The sequence below is a fragment of the Streptomyces sp. GbtcB6 genome (genome assembly GCF_019091475.1).
GTDB lineage: Bacteria > Actinomycetota > Actinomycetes > Streptomycetales > Streptomycetaceae > Streptomyces > Streptomyces hyaluromycini.
The window spans coordinates 86,130-106,913 of sequence record NZ_JAGXJL010000017.1; the positions used below are offsets into that span (position 1 = coordinate 86,130).

General features: G+C 73.9%; 16 protein-coding genes and 1 pseudogene. 13 read left to right on the forward strand and 4 right to left on the reverse strand.

The window, feature by feature from the left end:
- Positions 1 to 11: 11 nt before the first annotated feature.
- From KVT45_RS27500 to mug, 4 genes are all read left to right on the forward strand, one after another.
- Positions 12 to 794 (forward strand): SGNH/GDSL hydrolase family protein, encoded by a 783-nt coding sequence (locus tag KVT45_RS27500; RefSeq protein ID WP_217551785.1) that lies wholly within the window; start codon positions 12 to 14, stop codon positions 792 to 794.
- Between the two features lie 10 nt (positions 795 to 804).
- Positions 805 to 1,143 carry a DUF4326 domain-containing protein gene (locus KVT45_RS27505; protein WP_217551786.1) on the forward strand — a complete coding sequence of 113 codons (339 nt, stop codon included), beginning with the start codon at positions 805 to 807 and terminating at the stop codon, positions 1,141 to 1,143.
- 141 nt (positions 1,144 to 1,284) lie between these two features.
- Positions 1,285 to 2,730, forward strand: a complete 1,446-nt coding sequence (purB, locus tag KVT45_RS27510) for an adenylosuccinate lyase (protein ID WP_217551787.1) — start codon at positions 1,285 to 1,287, stop codon at positions 2,728 to 2,730.
- Positions 2,727 to 3,272: a G/U mismatch-specific DNA glycosylase gene (gene mug / locus KVT45_RS27515; protein ID WP_217551898.1), complete on the forward strand. Its 546-nt coding sequence runs from the start codon at positions 2,727 to 2,729 to the stop codon at positions 3,270 to 3,272. The genes purB and mug overlap by 4 nt, the downstream gene beginning before the upstream one ends.
- 8 nt (positions 3,273 to 3,280) lie before the next feature.
- On the opposite strand, the gene KVT45_RS27520 is transcribed toward mug, so the two are convergent.
- Entirely contained in the window at positions 3,281 to 3,991 is a 711-nt protein-coding gene (locus tag KVT45_RS27520) for an ABC transporter permease (RefSeq protein WP_217551788.1), read from the reverse strand.
- 2 nt (positions 3,992 to 3,993) lie between these two features.
- Entirely contained in the window at positions 3,994 to 4,917 is a 924-nt protein-coding gene (locus tag KVT45_RS27525) for an ATP-binding cassette domain-containing protein (RefSeq protein WP_217551789.1), read from the reverse strand.
- Positions 4,918 to 5,025: 108 nt separating this feature from the next.
- Between KVT45_RS27525 and KVT45_RS27530 the strand changes: the two genes are divergently transcribed.
- The 3 genes from KVT45_RS27530 (at position 5,026) to KVT45_RS27540 (ending at position 8,104) form a co-directional block, all read left to right on the forward strand.
- The gene (locus KVT45_RS27530; RefSeq protein ID WP_217551790.1) at positions 5,026 to 6,180 is read left to right on the forward strand and encodes a sensor histidine kinase; all 1,155 of its coding nucleotides are present in this window, start codon (positions 5,026 to 5,028) and stop codon (positions 6,178 to 6,180) included.
- A gap of 14 nt (positions 6,181 to 6,194) precedes the next feature.
- Entirely contained in the window at positions 6,195 to 6,845 is a 651-nt protein-coding gene (locus tag KVT45_RS27535) for a response regulator transcription factor (protein ID WP_217551791.1), read from the forward strand.
- A 101-nt stretch (positions 6,846 to 6,946) separates the two neighbouring features.
- Entirely contained in the window at positions 6,947 to 8,104 is a 1,158-nt protein-coding gene (locus KVT45_RS27540) for an ROK family transcriptional regulator (protein WP_217551792.1), read from the forward strand.
- A gap of 72 nt (positions 8,105 to 8,176) precedes the next feature.
- On the opposite strand, the gene KVT45_RS27545 is transcribed toward KVT45_RS27540, so the two are convergent.
- Positions 8,177 to 8,938 carry a GntR family transcriptional regulator gene (locus KVT45_RS27545; protein ID WP_217551793.1) on the reverse strand — a complete coding sequence of 254 codons (762 nt, stop codon included), beginning with the start codon at positions 8,936 to 8,938 and terminating at the stop codon, positions 8,177 to 8,179.
- A 580-nt stretch (positions 8,939 to 9,518) separates the two neighbouring features.
- Between KVT45_RS27545 and KVT45_RS27550 the strand changes: the two genes are divergently transcribed.
- Entirely contained in the window at positions 9,519 to 10,349 is an 831-nt protein-coding gene (locus KVT45_RS27550; RefSeq protein ID WP_217551794.1) for an alpha/beta fold hydrolase, read from the forward strand.
- 441 nt (positions 10,350 to 10,790) lie between these two features.
- Here the strand turns inward: KVT45_RS27550 and KVT45_RS27555 are convergent.
- A pseudogene (locus KVT45_RS27555) lies at positions 10,791 to 11,654 on the reverse strand (EamA family transporter); the annotation flags it as partial.
- 47 nt (positions 11,655 to 11,701) lie between these two features.
- Here KVT45_RS27555 and KVT45_RS27560 point away from each other — a divergent pair.
- From KVT45_RS27560 to KVT45_RS27580, 5 genes are all read left to right on the forward strand, one after another.
- The gene (locus KVT45_RS27560; RefSeq protein WP_217551795.1) at positions 11,702 to 13,132 is read left to right on the forward strand and encodes a PLP-dependent aminotransferase family protein; all 1,431 of its coding nucleotides are present in this window, start codon (positions 11,702 to 11,704) and stop codon (positions 13,130 to 13,132) included.
- A gap of 189 nt (positions 13,133 to 13,321) precedes the next feature.
- Complete coding sequence (locus tag KVT45_RS27565) at positions 13,322 to 14,902, forward strand: alkaline phosphatase (RefSeq protein ID WP_217551796.1); 1,581 nt, start codon at positions 13,322 to 13,324, stop codon at positions 14,900 to 14,902.
- Between the two features lie 162 nt (positions 14,903 to 15,064).
- Complete coding sequence (locus KVT45_RS27570; RefSeq protein WP_217551797.1) at positions 15,065 to 16,495, forward strand: SWIM zinc finger family protein; 1,431 nt, start codon at positions 15,065 to 15,067, stop codon at positions 16,493 to 16,495.
- Positions 16,495 to 19,167: a DUF6493 family protein gene (locus tag KVT45_RS27575; RefSeq protein ID WP_217551798.1), complete on the forward strand. Its 2,673-nt coding sequence runs from the start codon at positions 16,495 to 16,497 to the stop codon at positions 19,165 to 19,167. Before KVT45_RS27570 ends, KVT45_RS27575 begins: the two co-directional genes overlap by 1 nt.
- A 145-nt stretch (positions 19,168 to 19,312) precedes the next feature.
- Positions 19,313 to 20,752 (forward strand): GNAT family N-acetyltransferase, encoded by a 1,440-nt coding sequence (locus KVT45_RS27580; RefSeq protein ID WP_254647430.1) that lies wholly within the window; start codon positions 19,313 to 19,315, stop codon positions 20,750 to 20,752.
- Positions 20,753 to 20,784: the final 32 nt, after the last annotated feature.

Below are 20,784 nucleotides of genomic sequence, written 5' to 3' on the forward strand. Positions count from 1 at the left end.
TCTCTGTCGCCATGCAGAAGAACCCGGTGCTTCCCGCACACTCCAGTCTGGTCGCGATCGGCGACTCCTTCACCGAGGGCATGTCGGACCTCAAGCCCGACGGCACCTACCGGGGCTGGGCCGATGTCCTCGCCGCCCGGATGGCCGCCCGCACCCCCGGCTTCCGCTACGCGAACCTCGCGGTGCGCGGCAAGCTGATCGGGCAGATCGTCGACGAGCAGGTGGACGTGGCGGTCGCGATGCGGCCCGACGTGATCACGCTGGTCGGCGGCCTCAACGACACGCTGCGCCCCAAGTGCGACATGGTCCGGGTCCGGGACCTGCTCACCGAGGCGGTGGAGCGGCTGGCGCCGGCCTGCGAGCGGCTGGTGCTGATGCGCAGCCCCGGCCGCCAGGGCCCGGTCCTGGAGCGGTTCAGGCCCCGCATGGAGGAGCTGTTCGCCGTTGTCGACGAGCTGGCCGAGCGGCACGGCGCCCTCGTGGTCGACCTGTACGGCGCGCCTTCGCTGGCCGACCCCCGGCTGTGGGACGTGGACCGGCTGCACCTGACGGCCGAGGGGCACCGCAGGGTCGCCGAGGCGGTCTGGCAGACCCTCGGCTACGAACCCGAGGACACCGGGTGGCGTACGCCGATCCCGGCTACGGCGCCACCCGGCTGGGTCGCGCGCCGGGTCGCGGACGCCCGCTTCACCAGGGAGTACCTCCTGCCGTGGATAGGCCGCCGCCTCACCGGCCGCTCCTCCGGCGACGGCCGCGCGCCGAAGCGGCCGGAGCTGCTGCCGTACGAGGCGTAGGGGCGCCCCCGTGCCCACCCGGGTGATCAACGTCAGGGGCCGGATCCACGAGTTCGGCTCCCGGCTGGAACACGCCCCCGCGGACGTCGTCTACGTAGGCCGCCGCTGGACCATGGGCGGCTGGGATCTCCCCCGCCACCCGCTGTACAACCCGTTCGCCTACGACACCCCGAAGAAGAAGCGGGACGGCACCCGGGCCGAGGTGATGGCGATGTACCGGGCCCGTCTGCTGGAGCGGCCCGAACTGCTGGAGCTGGTGGCGGAGCTGCGCGGGAAGACCCTGGCCTGCTGGTGTGCACCGCAGCTGTGCCACGCGGACGTGCTGGCGGAACTGGCCGAGGTCTCCTAGAGCCCGCGTCGGACCCCGTCGAGCCCGCGTCGCCGAGCCGGTCCGGAAGCCGCGCTCGCGGGCCGTGACATGGCTCTCGTACGTTCGCACGAGCGGGCCCGTGACGCTGGCCTGCAGGAATCGCCAGTAGAATCCGTACACGTGACTTCAGCCGCGCCCGCCAAGCCCCGCATTCCGAACGTCCTCGCCGGACGCTACGCCTCCGCCGAGCTCGCCACGCTCTGGTCGCCCGAGCAGAAGGTGAAGCTCGAGCGGCAGCTCTGGCTCGCCGTGCTGCGGGCCCAGAAGGACCTCGGGATCGAGGTGCCGGACACGGCGATCGCCGACTACGAACGGGTCCTCGACACCGTGGACCTGGCCTCCATCGCCGAGCGCGAGAAGGTCACCCGGCACGACGTGAAGGCGCGGATCGAGGAGTTCAACGCCCTCGCCGGGCACGAGCACGTGCACAAGGGCATGACCTCCCGGGACCTGACGGAGAACGTCGAGCAGCTGCAGATCCGGCTCTCGCTGGAGCTGATGCGCGACCGTACGGTGGCCGTGCTGGCGCGGCTGGGCAAGCTGGCCGGCGAGTACGCCGAGCTGGTCATGGCCGGCCGCTCCCACAACGTGGCCGCGCAGGCCACCACCCTCGGCAAGCGCTTCGCGACCGCCGCCGACGAACTGCTGGTCGCCCACGGCCGCGTCGAGGAGCTGCTCGGGCGCTACCCGCTGCGCGGCATCAAGGGCCCGGTCGGCACCGCCCAGGACATGCTGGACCTGCTGGGCGGCGACGCGGCGAAGCTCGCCGAGCTGGAGAACCGGATCGCGCGGCACCTCGGCTTCTCGCAGGCGTTCACCTCGGTCGGCCAGGTGTACCCGCGCTCGCTGGACTACGAGGTGGTGACCGCGCTCGTACAGCTGGCCGCCGCCCCCTCCTCGCTGGCCAAGACGATCCGGCTGATGGCCGGGCACGAGCTGGTCACCGAGGGCTTCAAGCCGGGTCAGGTCGGCTCCTCGGCGATGCCGCACAAGATGAACACGCGGTCCTGCGAGCGCGTCAACGGCCTCATGGTGATCCTGCGCGGCTACGCCTCGATGACCGGCGAGCTGGCGGGCGACCAGTGGAACGAGGGCGACGTGTCCTGCTCGGTGGTGCGCCGGGTGGCCCTTCCCGACGCGTTCTTCGCCCTTGACGGTCTGCTGGAGACGTTCCTGACGGTGCTCGACGAGTTCGGCGCCTTCCCGGCCGTCATCGCCCGGGAGCTGGACCGCTACCTCCCGTTCCTCGCCACCACCAAGGTGCTGATGGGCGCGGTGCGCGCGGGTGTCGGCCGTGAGGTCGCCCATGAGGCGATCAAGGAGAACGCCGTCGCCACCGCGCTCGCGATGCGCGAGCAGGGCGCCGAGCGCAACGACCTGCTCGACAAGCTCGCCGCCGACGAGCGGCTGCCGCTGGACCGAGAGCAGCTGGCCGCGCTGATGGCCGACAAGCTGTCCTTCACGGGCGCGGCCGCCGCCCAGGTCGGTGTCGTCGCCGGCCGGATCGAGGAGCTCGTCAAGCAGTACCCGGAGGCCGCCGGTTACACCCCCGGAGCGATCCTCTGAGCCGCTTCACGGCGGCGGACCTGGAGGCCGCCCGCGACCGTCTCGTCCCGGACGTGCTCGCGGACGGCCTCGGCGTCCTGTTCTGCGGGATCAACCCCGGCCTGATGACGGCGGCCACCGGCCACCACTTCGCCCGTCCCGGCAACCGCTTCTGGCCGGTCCTGCACCTGTCCGGCTTCACCCCGAGGCTGCTGAAGCCCGCGGAACAGGGTGAGTTGCTGTCGTACGGGCTCGGCATCACGAACGTGGTGGCGCGGGCGACCGCGCGGGCCGACGAGCTGACGGCCGAGGAGTACGCGGAGGGCGGGCGGCTGCTGACGGCGAAGGTGACGCGGGTCCGGCCGAGGTGGCTGGCGGTGGTGGGCGTCACCGCCTACCGGTCCGCCTTCGCCGACCGCAAGGCCCAGGTGGGCCCGCAGGAGCGGACGCTCGGGGACACCCGGGTGTGGGTGCTGCCGAACCCCAGCGGGCTGAACGCCCACTGGACGGCGGCGACGATGGCGGAGGAGTTCGGGCGGCTGCGGGTGGCGGCGGAGGGTTAGCGCGGGCGTCAGGCGTCCCGGCGCCGGATGCTCCACGCTCCCGCCAGCAGCGCGGCGCCCGCCCACAGTGCCGTCACCGCAAGCCCGCTCCACGGCCCCAGGGGGCCGTCCCACGTCTCCTGGAACACCACCTGGCCCGCTCTGTCCGGCAGAACATCCGCCACGGAGCCGAACACGTCACCGATCACGAACGACACGGTCAGCAGGAGCGGGATCAGGATGCCGAGGGTCGCGGTCCCGCTGCGCAGCACGGCCGTGAGACCCGCCGCGAGCAGGGCCATCAGCGTCAGGTAGACGCCACAGCCCACCGCGGCGCGCAGACCTTCCGGCCAGGTCGGCGCGACTGTTCCGAGCAGGAACCTGCCCAGCACGAGGGTGACGAGGCCGGTGACCAGTCCTACGGCGAGCACGGGCAGCGCGATCGCCGTGGCCTTGGCCGCGAACCAGCGCCGCCGGTCGGGCACCGCGGAGAGGGCGAGGCGCAGGGCGGCGCCCCGGAACTCGGACGAGACGGCCGTCGCGCCGAAGGCGACCGCCGCGATCTGTCCGAGGGACACGCCTGCGAAAGCGGAGAAGAGCGGGTCGGCGTCGCCGGAGCCGGCCGCCGAGAGCGCGGAGTACGCGACGGTGGCGAGCAGGACGGCGCACAGGGTGCCGACGAGCGGGCGGAGCGTACGGATCTTGATCCACTCGGCGTGGAGCACGGGCTGGAACGGCACGGTCAGGCCTCCTGGTGGTGCTGTGCGGTGAACTCGGCCTCCGCCGCGGTCAGATCGAGGTAGGCCTCCTCCAGGGTGGCCTCCTCCTGGGTGAGTTCGAGGACGGGGACGGCCGCGTCGGCCAGCAGGCGGCCGAGGTCCTCCACGCGCGCGTGCCGTACCGTCCAGACCCCGTCCGCGTCGCGCGCCGCGTCCTGACCGTGCCGGGCGAGCAGTTCGGCGAGCCGTTCGTCGTCGGTGGTGCGGACCCTCGCCGCGGGCCGCACACGCGCGTGGATGAAGTCCCGGACCGGGGTGTCGGCCAGGAGCCGGCCGCGGCCGAGGACGATCAGGTGGTCAGCGAAGGTCGCCGTCTCGTTCATGAGATGGCTGGAGACCAGCACCGTGCGGCCTTCCGCCGCAAGTCGGCGCAGCAGACCGCGGATCCAGACGATGCCTTCGGGATCGAGGCCGTTGGAGGGTTCGTCGAGCAGCACCACCTCGGGATCGCCGAGCAGGGCGGCGGCGATCCCGAGCCGCTGGCGCATGCCCAGGGAATACGTGCGCACCCGGCGCCGGGCGACGGGCGCCAGTCCCGTCTCCGCCAGCAGTTCGTCGATCCGGCCGGCCGGGATGCGGTTGCTCGCCGCGAGGGCGCGCAGATGGTCGCGGCCGGTGCGCGAGCCGTGCGCGGCGTCGGCGTCGAGCAGGGCGCCCACCCGGCGCAGGGGTTCGCTGAGTTCGGGGTACGGCCGCCCGCCGATCGTGGCCGTTCCGGAGGTGGCGTGGTCGAGGCCGAGGACGAGCCGCAGGGTGGTGGACTTGCCGGCGCCGTTGGGGCCCAGGAAGCCGGTGACGAGGCCGGGGCGGACGGCGAAGGTGAGGTGGTCCACGGCCCGGCGGCCCCCGTACTCCTTGGTGAGGTCGTGCACCTCGATGCTGGTCATGCCGACAGCCTTGCCGGGCACGGGGCTTGGGGTCCTCCCCCGCCGGTGGAGATCGCCTCCCCCGCTCGGGGGAGGGCCGTTGTCAGTGGGGCCTGCCACGATGTCCGCATGGCCCGCTTTCTCCGCCCGCTGCTGCGGGGGACGACCTACACGCGTCTGCTGCATCTGTGGGTGCCGTTGCTCGTCGTCGCTCTGTGGCTCTTCATCGACCCGTCGACGCCGTGGGTGCCCGCGCTGCTGCTGGTCCCGGTCGGGCTGATCCCCGCCGTGCGCCGGGGCGAGGGCGTGCAGGCGCGGCTGCTGCTCACCCCGGGCGAGGAGGAGTCGGGGATCTCGGAGACGCCGTCGGCGACCTGGCGGGACCGGGGGCGCACGGTGCTGTGGCTGGAGGCGCGGATGGTCCTCGGCTCGGCGGGCGCGCTGGCTTCGGTGTGGCTTCCGGCCATCGCCATCGACCTCGGCCGGCTCGCCGCCGGACAGACGCCCGGTGACCTCCCGTTCCTCGACACGGCGCGGCCGCACTGGGCGTACGCCCTGCTGATCCCGGTGCCGCTGATCGCCCTCTACGGGGCCGTGGTCGGCTTCGGAGAGCTGGTCACCGCGCTGGCCCGGCGGCTGCTCGGGCCGTCCGCCGCCGAGCGGCTCGCGGCGCTGGAGGAGCGCACCGAGCAGCTGCTGGAACGCACGCGTATCGCGCGCGAGTTGCACGACTCGATCGGACACGCGCTGACGGTGGCGGTGGTGCAGGCGGGCGCGGCCCGGGCGGCGGGCGATCCGGAGTTCACCGACCGGGCGCTGGCCGCCATCGAGGAGACCGGCCGGAGCGCGCTGGAGGATCTGGAGCGGGTGCTGGGCGTACTGCGCGAGTCCCGGCAGCCGGTGAGCGGGCGGCCCACGCTCGCCGAGGCCGACCGGCTCCTGGAGTCTGCGCGCGCCTCGGGCGCCAAGGTGGACACCGAGGTCACCGGCCCCCTGGAAGCGGTGCCGGGGCCGGTCTCCCGGGAGGGCTACCGCATCCTCCAGGAGGCGCTCACCAATGTGCTGCGGCACGCGGGGCCCGTGCCCGTGCGGATCCGGGTGACCGTGGCCCACGGAACGCTGGACCTCGAAGTGCGCAATCCGCTTCCGGGCGCGATACCCGGGCCCGGGCGGGGCAGCGGGCTGCGCGGGATCCGCGAGCGCGCGGCCTTGCTCGGGGGCCGCGCACATACCGGACCGGACGGGGGCGACTGGCAGGTGCACGCCGAGCTGCCGGTCGGTTGATCTACGCTGACCGGATGCCGGTCACCGTCCTGCTCGTCGACGACGAACCCCTCGTACGCGCGGGCCTGCGGGCCGTGCTGGAGGCACAGCCCGACATCGAGGTGGTCGGGGAGGCTGCGGACGGGGCGGCGGTGATCCCGCTGGTGCGGCGACTGCGGCCGGACGTGGTCGCGATGGACGTGCGGATGCCGCTGCTGGACGGGATCGAGGCCACCCGCGCGGTGCTGCGTACGGTCGCCGAGCCACCGAAGATCCTCGTGGTGACGACGTTCGAGGACGACGAGTACGTGTACGAGGCGCTGCGCGCGGGCGCCGACGGGTTTCTGCTGAAGCGGGCCCGGCCGGCCGAGATCGTGCACGCGGTGCGGCTGGTCGCCGAGGGCGAGTCCTTGCTCTTCCCGGCATCGGTGCGGCAGCTCGCCGGACGATACGGCCAGGGCGAAGTGCGGGACGCGCTGGAGTGGGCGCGGCTGACCGAGCGGGAGGCCGAGGTACTGCGGCTCATGACGCAGGGGCTGGCCAATGCCGAGATCGCCGGGCGGCTGGTCGTCGGAACCGAGACCGTGAAGTCCCATGTGGGGGCCGTGCTGGCCAAACTCGGGGTGCGGGACCGCACTCAGGCGGTGATCGCGGCCTACGAATCGGGCTTCGTCACGCCCGGCTGATCGCGGATCTTTGGCAGATCGGAGGCGTCCGGCACTCGCCGGGGCCGTCGGCGCCGAAGTACGATCCGGCCAACGTGCGGTGTTAGCTGGGAGGACGGACATTGGCGGGGTTGACCGGTGGTGATCCGTCTCTGCTGCGAAGGATCAATTCCGCGGTGGTGCTGCACGCGCTGCGGGCCACCGACTGCGCGACGCTCACCGAGATCACCCGGGTCACCGGGCTGTCCCGGCCGACCGTCGAAGGAGTCGTCGAGGGGCTCATCGAAGCCGGCCTGGTCGTCGAGAAGGCGGCCGAGGAGGGCGCCACCCGGCGGCAGGGGCGGCCGGCGCGGCGGTTCCGGTTCCGGGCCGAGGCCGGGCATCTGCTGGGCCTGGAGATCGGCCCGCACCGCGTCGCCGCGCTTCTGGCCGACCTGGACGGCCGGATACTGGGGGCGCAGGCCAAGGAAGTGGACGAGACGGCCGATGCGGACGAGCGGCTGGAGCGGCTGCGTACCGCCGTCGCCGAACTGCTGCGCCGGGCCGGGGTGGCGCGCAGTTCGCTGCGGGCCGTCGGGGTCGGCACACCCGGCATCGTCGAGGCGGACGGCCGGGTGCGGCTGGGCACCGCGCTGCCCGAGTGGACGGGGCTGCGGCTGGGCGAGCGGCTCAGCCGGTCCTTCAAGTGCCCGGTCCTGGTGGAGAACGACGCCAACGCCGCGGCCGTCGCCGAGCACTGGAAGGGCGCCGCCACCGAGTCCGACGACGTGGTGATGGTGCTGGCCGGGCTCAGTCCGGGCGCCGGTTCGCTGATCGGCGGGCGGCTGCACCGGGGGTACGGCGGGGCGGCCGGGGAGATCGGCGCGCTGCACCTGCTGGGCCGGGAGGTGACCCCGGAGACGCTGCTGTCCACCACCGACGAGCCGCTGCACCCGCTGGACGAGCAGGCGGTCGCCGAGGTGTTCGCGCTGGCCCGCAAGGGGGACGCGCGGGCACGGGCGGCCGTCGACCGGTTCATCCAGCGGCTGGTCCACGACGTGGCCGCGCTGGTGCTGGCGCTGGACCCGGAGCTGGTCGTGATAGGCGGCTGGGCGGCGGGCCTGGACGGCGTCCTGGAGCCGCTGCGCCGTGAACTCGCCCGCTACTGTCTGCGGCCGCCCCGGGTGGCTCTCTCCCTGCTCGGCGAGGCGGCGGTGGCGACGGGCGCGCTGCGGCTCGCCCTCGATCATGTGGAGGAGCAGCTGTTCGCGGTGGACAGGACGGTCACCGCACGCCGCTGACCGCCCGCCCCGGGTAAATGCGTCGCGCCCCGGAAGAGATCCGGGGCGCGACCTGGTCGTGCGGCGCGGTGGCTAGGAGGCCTGCCGCTCGGGGCCGTGGTGGATCTCCACGCCGCCGGTGTCCCCGAAGGTCAGCCGGCAGGTGTCCGCGCGGTAGGTGGCGACGGAGAGCGCGGCGGTGCGGCCGGCGGCGAGGAAGCGGGTGGTGACGACCAGCACCGGGGCGCCGGGGAGACGGTCGAGCTCCTTGGCGTCGTCCGCGCGGGCCGAGCCGAGCTCCACGGCCTGGTCCTGGCCCTCCAGCTCCAGGCGCTGCAGCTCACGCAGGACCGCACGCGCGCGGGGTGCTCCGGACGGCGCGTCGATCGCCGTCAGCTCCGGGACCGAGTCCGCCGGGATGTAGAGCAGCTCGGCGGCGACGGGCTGGCCGTGCGAGACGCGGGAACGGCGCACGATGTGCACGGGCTCCTCCGCGCCGGTCTCCAGGGCGGTCGCGACGGCGGCGGGCGGCACCGCGAGGGTGCAGTCCGCGGGCTGCCAGGCGTCGCCGGAGGCGCCCGGCCAGGCGTGCTCGTCGGAGCCCACCGCCACGCCCATGCGCGGGGGCGCGACCGTCGTACCGACACCGCGGCGGCGCTGCAGCCGGCCCTCCAGTTCGAGCTGTTCGAGGGCCTGGCGGAGGGTGGCCCGGGCCACGCCGAAGCGGGCGGCGAGGTCGCGCTCGTTGGGCAGGATCTCGCCGACCGAGAACTCCGAGTCCAGTGCCTCACTGAGCACGGTCTTGAGATGCCAGTACTTCGGTTCCGGCACCGATTCCAGCTGCGTGGTCCCCACCCTGTCCTCCGCAATCGCCGTGGTCCGGCGGCGTTTTAGCGCCCTTGTTTATTAAAGGTTGTTGTACTTATCTGCGACCATAGGACGGCGCACACCCTTGGTCAAGACCAATCGTCGATCCCTTGGCCAACGCATAGAAAGCGGTGCCATGCACCGTTCACGAGGCGTTCGCGCGGGGGCGTTTTCGTGACATGGCGGCAAAGCTCCCGTCGCACCGCGAGAACCGCCCGGAACAGGGTGTTCACCAGACGGCGGCAGACTGCGCCACCCCGTCCCGCCCGACACGCTCCCGCATGTCCGGCGGAATCCCGCCGGACTCCGCACCCCCGGCCCAGAATGATCCGCGGACCGCCGGCGGACGGTGGCCGGCGACCCGGGTACGGAGCGGAGGCGAAGGCGGAGGCGGCCGGTGCGGGGAACCCGCGAGACGGCACGGCACCCCGTTTTCAACCTGGAGCCATGCAGGGTGCGTTGACGGGCCGGGCCGACGTGCGACACACCCCATCGGGGACTACCCGCGAGTAGCAATTGCTGACAAGCTGTCTACGGCGTCCGCCGAAGTCCCAGACGAGGAGCCCCCATGTCCGCCACCGTCTCCTTCAAAGTCCCGGCCGCGCACGGCCGGCAGGATGTGACCGTCTCGTACGCGCGCGTGGGCCGCGGCGAACCGCTGGTCCTCATCCACGGCATAGGGCATCACCGGCAGGCCTGGGACCCCGTGGTGGACATCCTCGCGACCGAGCGGGACGTGATCGCCGTGGACCTGCCCGGCTTCGGCGCCTCCCCGGCCCTGCCGGACGGCCTCGCCTACAACCTGCCGACCACCGGCGCCGTGCTCGGCGCCCTGTTCGAGACCCTGGAACTGGACCGGCCGCACGTGGCGGGCAACTCGCTCGGCGGGCTGCTGGCGCTGGAACTGGGCCGCGAGAAGCTCGTACGGTCCGTCACCGCCCTCTCCCCCGCCGGCTTCTGGTCGCAGGCGGAGCGGCGCTACGCCTTCGGCGTGCTCATCGCCATGCGGCGGATCGCGGAGCGGCTGCCGCTCCCGCTGATCGAGCGGCTGTCCCGGTCCGCCGCCGGGCGGACGGCCCTGACCAGCACCATCTACGCCCGCCCGGCGCGCCGTTCACCCGAGGCCGTGGTCGCGGAGACGCTGGCCCTCGCGCAGGCCAGCGGATTCGCCGAGACTCTGCGGGCGGGCTCCGCCGTCCAGTTCACCGACGACGTCCCCGGCATCCCGGTCACCGTGGGCTGGGGCACCCGGGACATGCTGCTGATGCGCCGCCAGGGGGTCCGGGCCAAGCAGATCATCCCCAAGGCCCGGCTGGTCCGGCTGCCCGGCTGCGGACACTGCCCGATGAACGACGACCCGGCGCTGGTCGCCCGCGTCATCCTCGACGGCAGCCGCTGACGCACGGCCGACCGCCGACGCCGCGTCCGCACCGGCCGACGGGCGACTGCCGGCCGACGGCACGGTGCGACGCGGGGCCGGGGCGACCGGAGCTACCGGAGCTACCGGAGCTACCGGAACGACGGGGGTCCCGCGGTCGGCACGGTCGGGCAGAGCGCGGGCAACCGCCGACCAGCGGTCGACACGGCGGCACACAGCACCGGCCGTCACCGACCAGCAGTCGACGCGACGGGGCAAAGCACCAGCCACCGCCGACCAGCAGTCGACGCGACGGGACAAAGCACTGGCGACCACCGACCAGCAGTCGACAAAGCGCGACAGAGCACTGGCAATCGCCGACCAGCGGTCGGCACGACGGGATGGAGTACGGCCGGACGTCGTCCGGAAGTCTGCGGGGTGGGGCCGAGGAGCGGTCGGCGTCGGTTTGCGGCCGAGGTGGGGCAGGGCGCCGGAGCCCAGGGCGACCCCGGCACCCACCAGGACGCCGCCGACGGCCTGGGCGGGGCCGTAGGAGCCCGTTCCGACGAGCGGGGCGGTGCACACGGCGGTGAGCGGGACGAGGCCGGTGAAGAGCGTCGCGCGCTCCGTGCCGATCCGCTGTACGCCCATGTACCAGCACACGAAACCGACGACGGTCACCACGGCCGCCTGCCACAGCAGCGCGGCGGTCTCCGTGGCGTCGGGCCGGCGCAGCCATGCCCCGCCGTCGAGCACGGCCCCGGTCACCGCCGCCTCGGCCGCGGCGAGGGCGCACACGGTGGCGGTCAGCAACCGTGGCCCGAGCGCCCGCAGCACCGGTCCGGCGAGCACCGCGAACCCGACCTCGCCGGCCAGGGCGCACACCGAGAAGGCGAGACCGCTGCCGTCCGTCCGCCCCCAGCCCTGGACCGCGAAGGCGCCGGCCGCGACCAGCAACGCCCCGCGGAGGACAAGGCGTTGTGGCCGACGGCCGTCAAGAAGCGGGACCAGGACCGCGACCACCACCGGGGCGCAGCCGACGAGGACGCCCGGGACCGCCGGTTCCGCGGTGCGCTCGGCGGCGAGGACCGCCAGGTTGAAGCCGACCATCCCGACGGCGGCGAGCAGGGCCAGCCGCAGCCACGCACGCGCCCCCAGCCCGCGCAGCCGCCCGGCCGCATCCCGCCCGGCGAACGGCACGAGCAGCAGGCAGGCCAGTCCGTAGCGGAGGAACTGGCCGCCCGCGTAGGGGTAGTGGCCCAGCACGCTGTTGGCGGTGAAGGAGCCGCCGACGAGGACGTAGGCGAGCGCGGTCAGGAGGGCGCCGCGCGTGGTGGTCGCGTTCATGAGGACGACGCTAGGAACGTCGGCGGCCCGGATTAAGGTCCACTTCCATGACGTCATCGGGGACCAGTCCGGGCGCCCTGCCGGGCTCCGCCGCGTGGGAGCTGCTGCTGCCGGCCGCCTCCGCGCCGGCACGCGCGCGTGGCCGTTTCCTCCAGACGGCGCTGCGGGAGGCGATCCGCGCGGGGCGGCTCGCGCCCGGCACCCGCCTGCCGTCCAGCCGCGAGCTGGCCAAGGACCTCGGAGTGTCGCGGGGGCTGGTCACGGAGGCGTACGAGCAGCTGACGGCGGAGGGCTATCTGCGCAGCGACCGCGGGGCGGGCACCTGGGTGGGCGGTGCCGTGCGGGCGGCGGCGCCACGCGCGCATGATCTCGCGCCGCGCCCGCAGGGCGTCCGGGTGGACTTCCTGCCGGGGTCACCTGATCTCTCGCTGTTCCCGCGCGCCGCCTGGGCCGCCGCACAGCGCGAGGTGCTGGCGGAGCTGCCGCACCGCGATCTCGGCTATCCGGACCCGCGCGGACTGCCCCGGCTGCGCTCGGCCCTCGCCGAACTGCTCGCCCGGCGCCGGGGCGTGGTCGCCGACCCGGAGCGGATCGTGGTCGTCTCCGGGGTGGCACAGGCGGCGGCGCTGCTCGGTTCCGTGCTGCACGCGCGCGGGATGCACGAGATCGGCGTGGAGGACCCCGGCAGCCCGCAGCACGACGGCCTGTACGCGGCGGCCGGGCTGCGCGCCGTACCGCTGCCCCTGGACGACGAGGGCCTGGCGCCGGGCCCGCTGCACGCGTCGGGCGTCCGCGCGGCGGTGACGACGCCCGCCCACCAGTACCCGACCGGGATCGCCTGCTCCGCCGCGCGCCGCACCCGGCTGCTGGACTGGGCCCGGTCGGTGGACGGGCTGCTGCTGGAGGACGACTACGACGGCGACTTCCGTTACGACCGGGCCCCGGTCGGCGCGCTCCAGGGCCTCGATCCGGAGCGGGTGGCCTACATGGGGTCGGTCAGCAAGTCCCTCGCCCCCGGACTGCGGCTGGGCTGGCTGCTGGTGCCGGAATTCCTGGCGGACGCCGTCGTCGACCGGAAACGGACCATGGACCTGGGGCATCCCTCCGTCGACCAGGCGGTGTTCGCCCGGTTCCTGGAGCGCGGCGACTACGACCGCCAGCTGCGTCGCTGCCAGCGCGCCTACCGGGAGCGGCGGGACGTCCTGGTCGCCGCCCTGGCCGAGCACTTCCCGCACGCGCGCGTGTCGGGGATCGCGGCAGGGCTGCACGCCATCGCCGAACTGCCCGAACGGTACGGGCCGGAGAGCCGCTTCGTGCGGCGGGTGGCGGCGGCCGGGGTCGCGGTGCGTCCGCTGAGCGCGTGCACACACGCGCGGGGCGACGAGTCCGCGGTACGGCTGGTGCTGGGGTACGCGCATCTGCCGGCGGCACGGATCCGGGAAGGGGTGCGGCTGATGGCGGAGGCGCTCGGCGGGTGACGGCGTCACGACCGGCCCCGAAGCGACGACTGGACGGCCGGACCGGAAGGACCACGACAAGGCCGGCCCCCGGAGGGACAGCGCTTGCGGTGCCGGTCAGTTGTTCACTTGCGGTTTCCGTGTGCGCTGCGGCGCCCCAGTAGTTGTGGCTGTGCACAACTGGCCGGATCCCGTTCTGGAGGCCCTTCCATGTCCCTTTCGCTCCCCGGCCGCCGCAGCGTGCTGCGCGGCTCGCTCGCCGCGTCGGCGGCCCTGACCCTGCCCACGGCGCTCGGTTCGGCGCCGGCGTTCGCACTGTCCGGGCGCCCCCGCGCGGACTGGGGCGTACAGGCGGGCGACGTGACCGCCGACTCCGGCCTGGTGTGGGTCCGTTCGGACCGGCCGGCCCGGATGATCGTGGAGACCTCGGCCACCGAGTCGTTCCGCAACGCCCGCACCTGGCGCGGCCCGCTGCTCGGCGCGGACAGCGACTTCACCGGCACCACGCGGCTGCACGGGCTGCCGTCCGGCGAGCAGATCCACTACCGCGTGCGGCTGGCCGACCCCGACGACCCGCGCCGCACCGGCGAACCGGTCACCGGCACGTTCCGTACCGCGTCCGCCCGCCGGCGTCAGGGCGTGAAGTTCCTGTGGTCGGGCGACCTGGCCGGGCAGGGCTGGGGCATCAACGAGTCCATCGGCGGCTACCGCATCTTCGACGCGATGGCGAAGCTGGACCCGGACTTCTTCCTGTGCAGCGGTGACAACATCTACGCCGACGGCGTGATCTCGGCGACCCAGGCGCTGCCCGACGGCAGCCTGTACCGCAATGTCACCTCCGAGGCGAAGTCGCATGTCGCAGTCACGCTGGACGACTTCCGGGGCAACTTCCGCTACAACCTGCTCGACCAGGCGCTGCGCCGGTTCAACGCCCAGGTGCCGAACGTCATCCAGTGGGACGACCACGAGGTCCGCAACAACTGGTACCCGGGCGAGGTCATCGGCACCGGTACCGCCTACCCGGCCGGCACCAGGCTGGACGACATGGCGCTGCGCTCCCGGCAGGCGTTCTCCGAGTACTTCCCGATCTCCACGATCAGCGGCCGCCCGGACGGCCGGATCTACCGCGTCCACCACCACGGCCCGCTCCTCGACGTGTTCGTGCTGGACATGCGGACGTACCGCGACGCCAACTCGCCCGACGACCAGACGACCGACCCGCAGGGCATCCTCGGCGCCGAGCAGCTGAAGTGGCTCAAGCGTGAGCTGTCCCGGTCGCGTGCGGTGTGGAAGGTGATCGCCGCGGACATGCCGCTCGGGCTGGTCGTCCCCGACCCGGTCGAGGGCAAGGCCAACTTCGAGGCCGTCGCCCAGGGCGACCCGGGCGCGCCGCTCGGCCGTGAGCTGCAGATCACGGAGCTGCTGCGGTACATCAAGCACCGGAAGATCACCGGCACTGTGTGGCTGACGGCCGACGTCCACCACACCTCGGCCCAGCACTACGACCCGTCGCGGGCCGCGTTCAAGGACTTCGCGCCGTTCTGGGAGTTCGTCTCCGGTCCGCTCAACGCCGGTGCCTTCCCGGCGAACGCGCTGGACGGCACGTTCGGCCCCGACCGGGTGTTCGTCAAGGCGCCGACCGCCTCGAACGTGTCACCCGCGGAGGGCTATCAGTTCTTCGGCGAGGTCGACATCGACGGCGACAGCGGTGAGCTGACGGTGCGTCTGCGCGAGTACGACGGCACCGTGCTGTTCACGCAGACCCTGCAGCCGGGCCGGGTCGGCCAGTAACTCCCGTACGCTTTTCGCAGGGCCGCGCACCGGCGTCATCCCCCGGTGCGCGGCCCTGTCGCAGCTCCCGGCGCGGGTCCTTCCGCATCCCCCAAGTCACCCTCGCGCAGCGTGTTTTCGCAGGTCAGGCCGATTGTCAGTGGCCGCCTCTACGGTTTTCCCATGACGCGATCTTCACAGGCCGTGGCCTATCGCCAACCCTCCGTGCTGCGCTCTGCCGCCGACGGCCGCCATCTCGGTCTGGAGACCTCCCGGGGGGCGACGCCCACCGGGGTCGAGGACCATCCGCGGTTCTTCGCGGGCTTCCTGACCTCGCCTCAGGTGGCCGCGGCCGGGCTGCTCGCGGTGGCTGACGTGGCGGCCGCGCGGTACTACCAGCCGCAGCTGCGCGCCTCGCTGGACCCGGTGGTGACGGGCAACGGCGACCGGCTGCGCTTCGAGTCCTTCTCCGGCTGCGGCGGGGTGTACGCCAGGCTGGACGTCCTCGGCCCGGGACTGGACGGCGGCGAGGTGGGCCACGGCACGACGAACGTCGACGTCAACAACCCGCTGCGGGAGGCCCTTTCCCGGCTCGGCTCGGACGACCCGCTCCATCTGCGGGTCGGTCCCGAGGAGTTGGCGGTCACCACGCTGGACGGCCCGGTGGTGGAGAAGAAGGTCCCGCTCCCGGACCGCTGGCTGCGCGGCTTCGCCGAGGCACAGGTCATAGCGGCGGGGTTCGAGCTGCGGGCCGAGCTCCCGGCGGACGAGGCGGTGCGGTTCCTGCGCTCGCTCCCCCGCGGCGGCACCGCGCGCCGGAGCTCGGCGGGTCCCCGCTGGGTGGTGCCGGTGGGCCGGGGGCTGCGGCCGACGACCCGTCCGGTGCCGGGCGCGGCGTGCCTGCCGGGACCGGAGCGACTGGGCGCGCTGCAGCGGGTACTGCGCCATGCGACGGCCCTGCGCGTCTACGGCCCGCAGGGCGCCCTCGCCGCCTCCGGTACGGCCGCGGCCTGGGAGGTGGTGCTGCCCGGCATGCGGCTCACGCTGACCCTGTCGCCGGACCCGGCACGCGGGTTCTCCGGCGAGGGCGGCGTCCTGGACGCGCTCGCCACCGACGAGGCCGCCGAGGACGCGGAGCTGATCGCGGTCCTGCTGGCCTGGGAGCCCCGTGTGGACGTCGCCGACCTGGCCGCCTCCGCCGGGCTCACCCCGGAGCGGGTCCGCGCGGCCCTGATCCGCCTCGGCACCTCGGGACGCGTCGGGTACGACACGGCGGAGGCCGCCTACTTCCATCGCGAACTGCCGTACGACGCGGGGCGCGTGGAGCGGCACAACCCCCGGCTGCGGTCGGCCCGGGCGCTGGCGGCCGCGGGCGCGGTGGCCCTGGAGGGCGAGCTGGGCACGGTGACGGCCGAGGACGGTCATGTGCACCGGGTGCGGGACGCGGCGGGGGTGCTGAGCTGCAGTTGTCTGTGGTGGGCGAAGTACCGGGGCGGGCGCGGGCCGTGCAAGCACGCGCTGGCGGTGCGGATGGTGCGGCGGGGGGCCGCGGTGGAGCACGAGATGAATCAGGACATGGCACAGGACATGGCGGAGATCGGCGGGGGTGCGTGATGAACGCGGTGCTGGAGGCGGTACGGGCGGGGCGCGTCGGGGAGACGGCCCTCCTGGTGACGAAGTTGACGGATGCCGAACGACGCGCGCTGCTGCCCGGGTTGCAGGCCCTGCGCAAGGAGCTGCGGGCCGCGCCGTGGGAGGCCCGGTCCGAGCGCAGCTATCCGGCACTCCAGGTGGCCGGGGCGATGTGCCACTCGGGGGCCGCGGCGGCCGCGACCTGGATCGCCGGGGCCGACATGCGCTGGCGGCAGGCGCCGGCGGACATGCTGCTGAAGGTGCTGGCGGACCGGGACACCGGCTGGCAGGCCGATGTGGCCCGCCGGCTGGCCGCGCGGCCGGTCTCCGCGGACGTTCCGTTCCTGCTGATGGCGGGACTGGTACGCCGCTCGGGATGCGAGGTGCCGGTGACGGACGCCTATGTGGTCGGCTGGGTCCGCCACATCGGCCACACCTGGGGGCGCGTCCCCCTCGTCGACCGGCTGCGCGCCGAGCCGGACCTCGCGCCGCTGGTGGACGGCCTGTTCGAGCTCTCCGATCTCGGCGAGGTCCGCTGGCTGTTCGGCGAGGGTCCCGGTTCCTGGCAGAGCGCCCTCGCGGAGCTGACCGGCGCCGGCGTGCTGGAGCGCAAGGCCGTGGTCGACGCCTGTGTGGCCCGGCTGCTGCGCGGCGGCGGCCCGACCGATCACCGGGTCTTCCTGCCGCTGCTGGGCCTGCTCGCCCTCACCCGGGAGGAGGTGCGCGAGCGCGTCGCCGACTGGACGGCCCTGGCCCGGGACGCCGCCTCCCCGGTGGCCGGACACGCCCAGTCGGTCCTCGCCGCCCTCGCCCTCGACGGCGGCCTCACCCCGCGGCAGCTCGCCGAGGCCTCCGAAGGACTGCTGTTCCGCGCCGAGAAGAAGCTGGTGCGCGCCCAGCTGGTGCTGCTCGGCAAGGTGCTCGCGCGCGACGCCACCACGGCGGCCGAGCTGCTGCCGGCCGTGGCCCGGGCGTTCGGGCACGAGGACACCCAGATGCAGGAACGCGCGCTGAAGCTGGTGGAGCGGCATGCGGCGCGGCTCGACGGCGAACCCGCGGTCCGGTCCGAAGTCGCCGTCGCGGCCGAGCAGCTGAGCCCGGCCCTGCGTGTTCGGGCGGCCGCTGTCCTGGGCATCGCGCCCGAGGCGGAGCCCGAGGCTTACGAGGAGCTGCTGCCGCCGCCCCCGGAGCCGTTCCGGCTGACGCCCGCGCCGGATTCGGCCGTGGAACTCGCCGAGGAGGTCTCGGCCCTGCTGGCGGCCGACGGGGACGGGGACGTGGCCGCGTTCGAGCGGGCGCTGGACGGTCTGGCCCGGCACGCCCACCGCGACCAGGACGCGCTGCGGGAGGCACTCGAACCGGTGGTGGCCACCCGCTGGTGGCGGCAGCCCGAGTGGCACGGCCGACGGGACGCGGAGGAGCACTTCGCCCATACCCGACGCGGCCTCCTCGGCCCCGCGGGCGGCCTCGAACTGATCCTGGCGACGCTGTACGGGGCCGTGAGCACGGCCACCCTGCTCGCCGGGCTGCAGCACGGTCCGGCCGACCACGAGTGCGCGCGCCACGGGTTCTCCCGGGTCCTCGACGTCCGGCTGCGTGAACTGGCCTACCGGATCCGGACGGACCCGCAGCCGCTGCTGCTGGCCGCGCCGTCGTGGAGCACCGGACTCCTGGAGCCGGGCGAACTCGTCGACCGGCTCGGCACCTGCCGTCGCCTCGGCGCCCGGGTGGGCGAGGCCGATTTCGCCCAGGCCCTGCTGCGGGTCCGGCGCGAGGACCGCACGGCGGCCCTGGCTGCCGCCGGGCGCGCGAGCGGACTCGGCACGCCGGAAGGCGAGCGGCTGGCGCGCTGGCTGTCCGCCGGGGAGCCCGCGATGCCCGGCTCCGGCCTTCGGACATCGGGTCCGCGCATCCTGATCGAGTCCGGCGAGGTCCGGGAACTCCAGACGGACTTCCCCGAGGCGTTCCGGCGGCTGGGCCGGCCGTTCACGGCGTCCGACGCGGTCCGGTACTGCTACCACTGGGGCCAGGAGAACCACCGGCACTGGCTGGCCACGCTCCCGGAGCTGCGCGAACTCGTCGCCGTACGGCTGGTGCACGACGTCTCCGAGGCCGCCCTGGACGATGAGAGGGGCGGGGCCGCCGCCCTTCCGCTGCTCGCCGAGTCCGGCGGGGTCGCGGGCGAGAGCACGCACCTGTGCCTGGCGTACGGGCTGGGCGCCCGGCATCCGGAGGACCGGCTGGCCGCGGTGGACGCGCTGCTGGTGCTGGCCGGGCGCGGACAGCTCGACACGGAGCGGCTGGGTGCCGACCTCGGCCGGCTGGTCCGGCTCGGTGCGGTGAAGCCGCTGCGGCTGGCGGAGTCGGCCCGGACGGCGGCGGCCACGGGGGCCAACGCCACGATATGGGAGATGCTCCGGCACACCCTGCCCGTACTGCTCGCCGACCTCGCGACCGGAGGGACCGCGGGTGCCCCGGGCGCGGCCCGTGGGCTCGGGGAGCTGCTCTCGATCGCCGCGGACTGCGCCGAGCGGTCCGGGGCCCGGGGTGAGCTGCCTCATCTCTCGGGGACGGCTGCCCGGCCCGGCTCGGCTCGGCTGGTGGTCCAGGCCCGTCGGCTGCGGGACGCACTGGGCGTGGCGGCGGCCGCCTGAGAGGGGGAAGGAATCGGTCATTTCACGGATCTCAGCAACTACACAAAACGCCACGAAAGGAACGTAAGCATCCTTTACCCATCGGTCACAGAGCGTTCGTGATCACGCAACACCCTTGCTTCACAGTGGCTGCATGAATCGAGACATGTCTGATGTGACACGAGCGCGGCACGGACGTCCCGTGCACCACTGGCGACGGGACCTCGTCGAACTCGCCGCCCTGTTCACGGCCGTCGCGGTGGCGGAGGCGGTGGCCAACCTGATCGGGCACGGGCCTGACGGTCCGGCGCTGCTGGTGATCTCGGCGCTGGTGCTGGCGGCCACGGCTGGCTTCCACGTGTGGTGGGCGAGGCGCCCAGGTCACGCACCGCCTGTGACGGATACCGATACCGGCACCCGGCCGGCCGTCACCGAGACGCGGCAGACCGGGACCGGCGCGGACACCTCGGGGACCGGAGACCGGGCGAGCACACTGTGGCGGCTGCGGACGACGGTGCGGGACGAGCCCGGTTCGCTGGCGGCGCTCTGCACCGCGCTCGCCGGGCACCGGGTGGACATCCTGAGCCTGCAGACGCATCCGCTGGCCGACGGCACGGTGGACGAGTTCCTGCTGCGGGCCCCAGGCGAGCTGCTCGCAGGCGAGATCACGCGGGCGGTCGCGCTGGCCGGGGGCACGGACACCTGGATCGAGCGGGCCGACGCCCATGATCTGGTGGACGCCCCGACCCGGGTCCTGGGACTGGCCACCCGCACCGCACTGGACGCGGCGGAACTTCCGCTGGCCCTCCGGCAGTTGTTGGGGAGGTGCACGATCCGCTCGCTCCCCGCCCACCCGGTCGGCGGGGCCCGGAGCCCCGAGACGGTTCCCGTCGAGGGGGCGCTGGAGGACACCGTGATGCGGCTGCGTGCGCCGGAGGGGGGAGTGATCACCGTGGAGCGGCCGTATCTCCCGTTCACGCCGACGGAGTTCGCGCGGGCGCGGGCGCTGGTGGAGCTGGACGCCCGGCTCGGGCCGCGCATTCCGCGCAGCCAGGACGTGATCGCGCTGCCCGCGGGCGACGCGATCACCGTGCGCCGGGCCGACACCGGTGACCTGGAGGCGGCGAAGGCGATGCACGAGCGCTGCTCGTCGCGGACCCTCGGGCTGCGCTACCACGGCCCGGTCGGGGACGCGGACCGGTACCTGAACCACCTGCTCAGCCCGCGCTTCGGCCGCACGCTGGCCGTGCAGACCGCGTCGGGCCGGATCGTCGGTCTCGGACATCTGCTGTGGGACGGGGACGAGACGGAGGTGGCGCTGCTCGTGGAGGACGCGTGGCAGCGGCGCGGTATCGGCGGCGAACTGCTGACCCGGCTGGTGGGGATGGCCGTGGAGGCTCGCTGCGAGAGCGTGTACGCGGTGACGCAGGCGTCCAACACGGGGATGGTGGCGGCGATGCGGGGGCTGGGGCTGCCGCTCGACTATCAGATCGAGGAGGGGACGCTGGTCATCACGGCCCGGCTGGCGGCAGAGCCGGAGAGTGCCGTGACTGCCACGGGGTGGCTTTCCGGTGCGGGTGAGAGTGGGATGGCCGAAGCGCCGTAGGACTCACGGCCGGCTGGCGGCTGCGGGTGCGT

What these genes read in the sequence shown, in the direction of transcription:
- KVT45_RS27500 (WP_217551785.1), top strand. Translation starts at nt 12, where the DNA reads ATGCAGAAGAACCCGGTGCTTCCCGCACACTCCAGTCTGGTCGCGATC.
- KVT45_RS27525 (WP_217551789.1), bottom strand. Translation starts at nt 4,917, where the DNA reads ATGACCAGCATCGAGGTGCACGACCTCACCAAGGAGTACGGGGGCCGC.
- KVT45_RS27530 (WP_217551790.1), top strand. Translation starts at nt 5,026, where the DNA reads ATGGCCCGCTTTCTCCGCCCGCTGCTGCGGGGGACGACCTACACGCGT.
- KVT45_RS27535 (WP_217551791.1), top strand. Translation starts at nt 6,195, where the DNA reads ATGCCGGTCACCGTCCTGCTCGTCGACGACGAACCCCTCGTACGCGCG.
- KVT45_RS27550 (WP_217551794.1), top strand. Translation starts at nt 9,519, where the DNA reads ATGTCCGCCACCGTCTCCTTCAAAGTCCCGGCCGCGCACGGCCGGCAG.
- KVT45_RS27560 (WP_217551795.1), top strand. Translation starts at nt 11,702, where the DNA reads ATGACGTCATCGGGGACCAGTCCGGGCGCCCTGCCGGGCTCCGCCGCG.
- KVT45_RS27565 (WP_217551796.1), top strand. Translation starts at nt 13,322, where the DNA reads ATGTCCCTTTCGCTCCCCGGCCGCCGCAGCGTGCTGCGCGGCTCGCTC.
- KVT45_RS27570 (WP_217551797.1), top strand. Translation starts at nt 15,065, where the DNA reads ATGACGCGATCTTCACAGGCCGTGGCCTATCGCCAACCCTCCGTGCTG.
- KVT45_RS27575 (WP_217551798.1), top strand. Translation starts at nt 16,495, where the DNA reads ATGAACGCGGTGCTGGAGGCGGTACGGGCGGGGCGCGTCGGGGAGACG.
- KVT45_RS27580 (WP_254647430.1), top strand. Translation starts at nt 19,313, where the DNA reads ATGTCTGATGTGACACGAGCGCGGCACGGACGTCCCGTGCACCACTGG.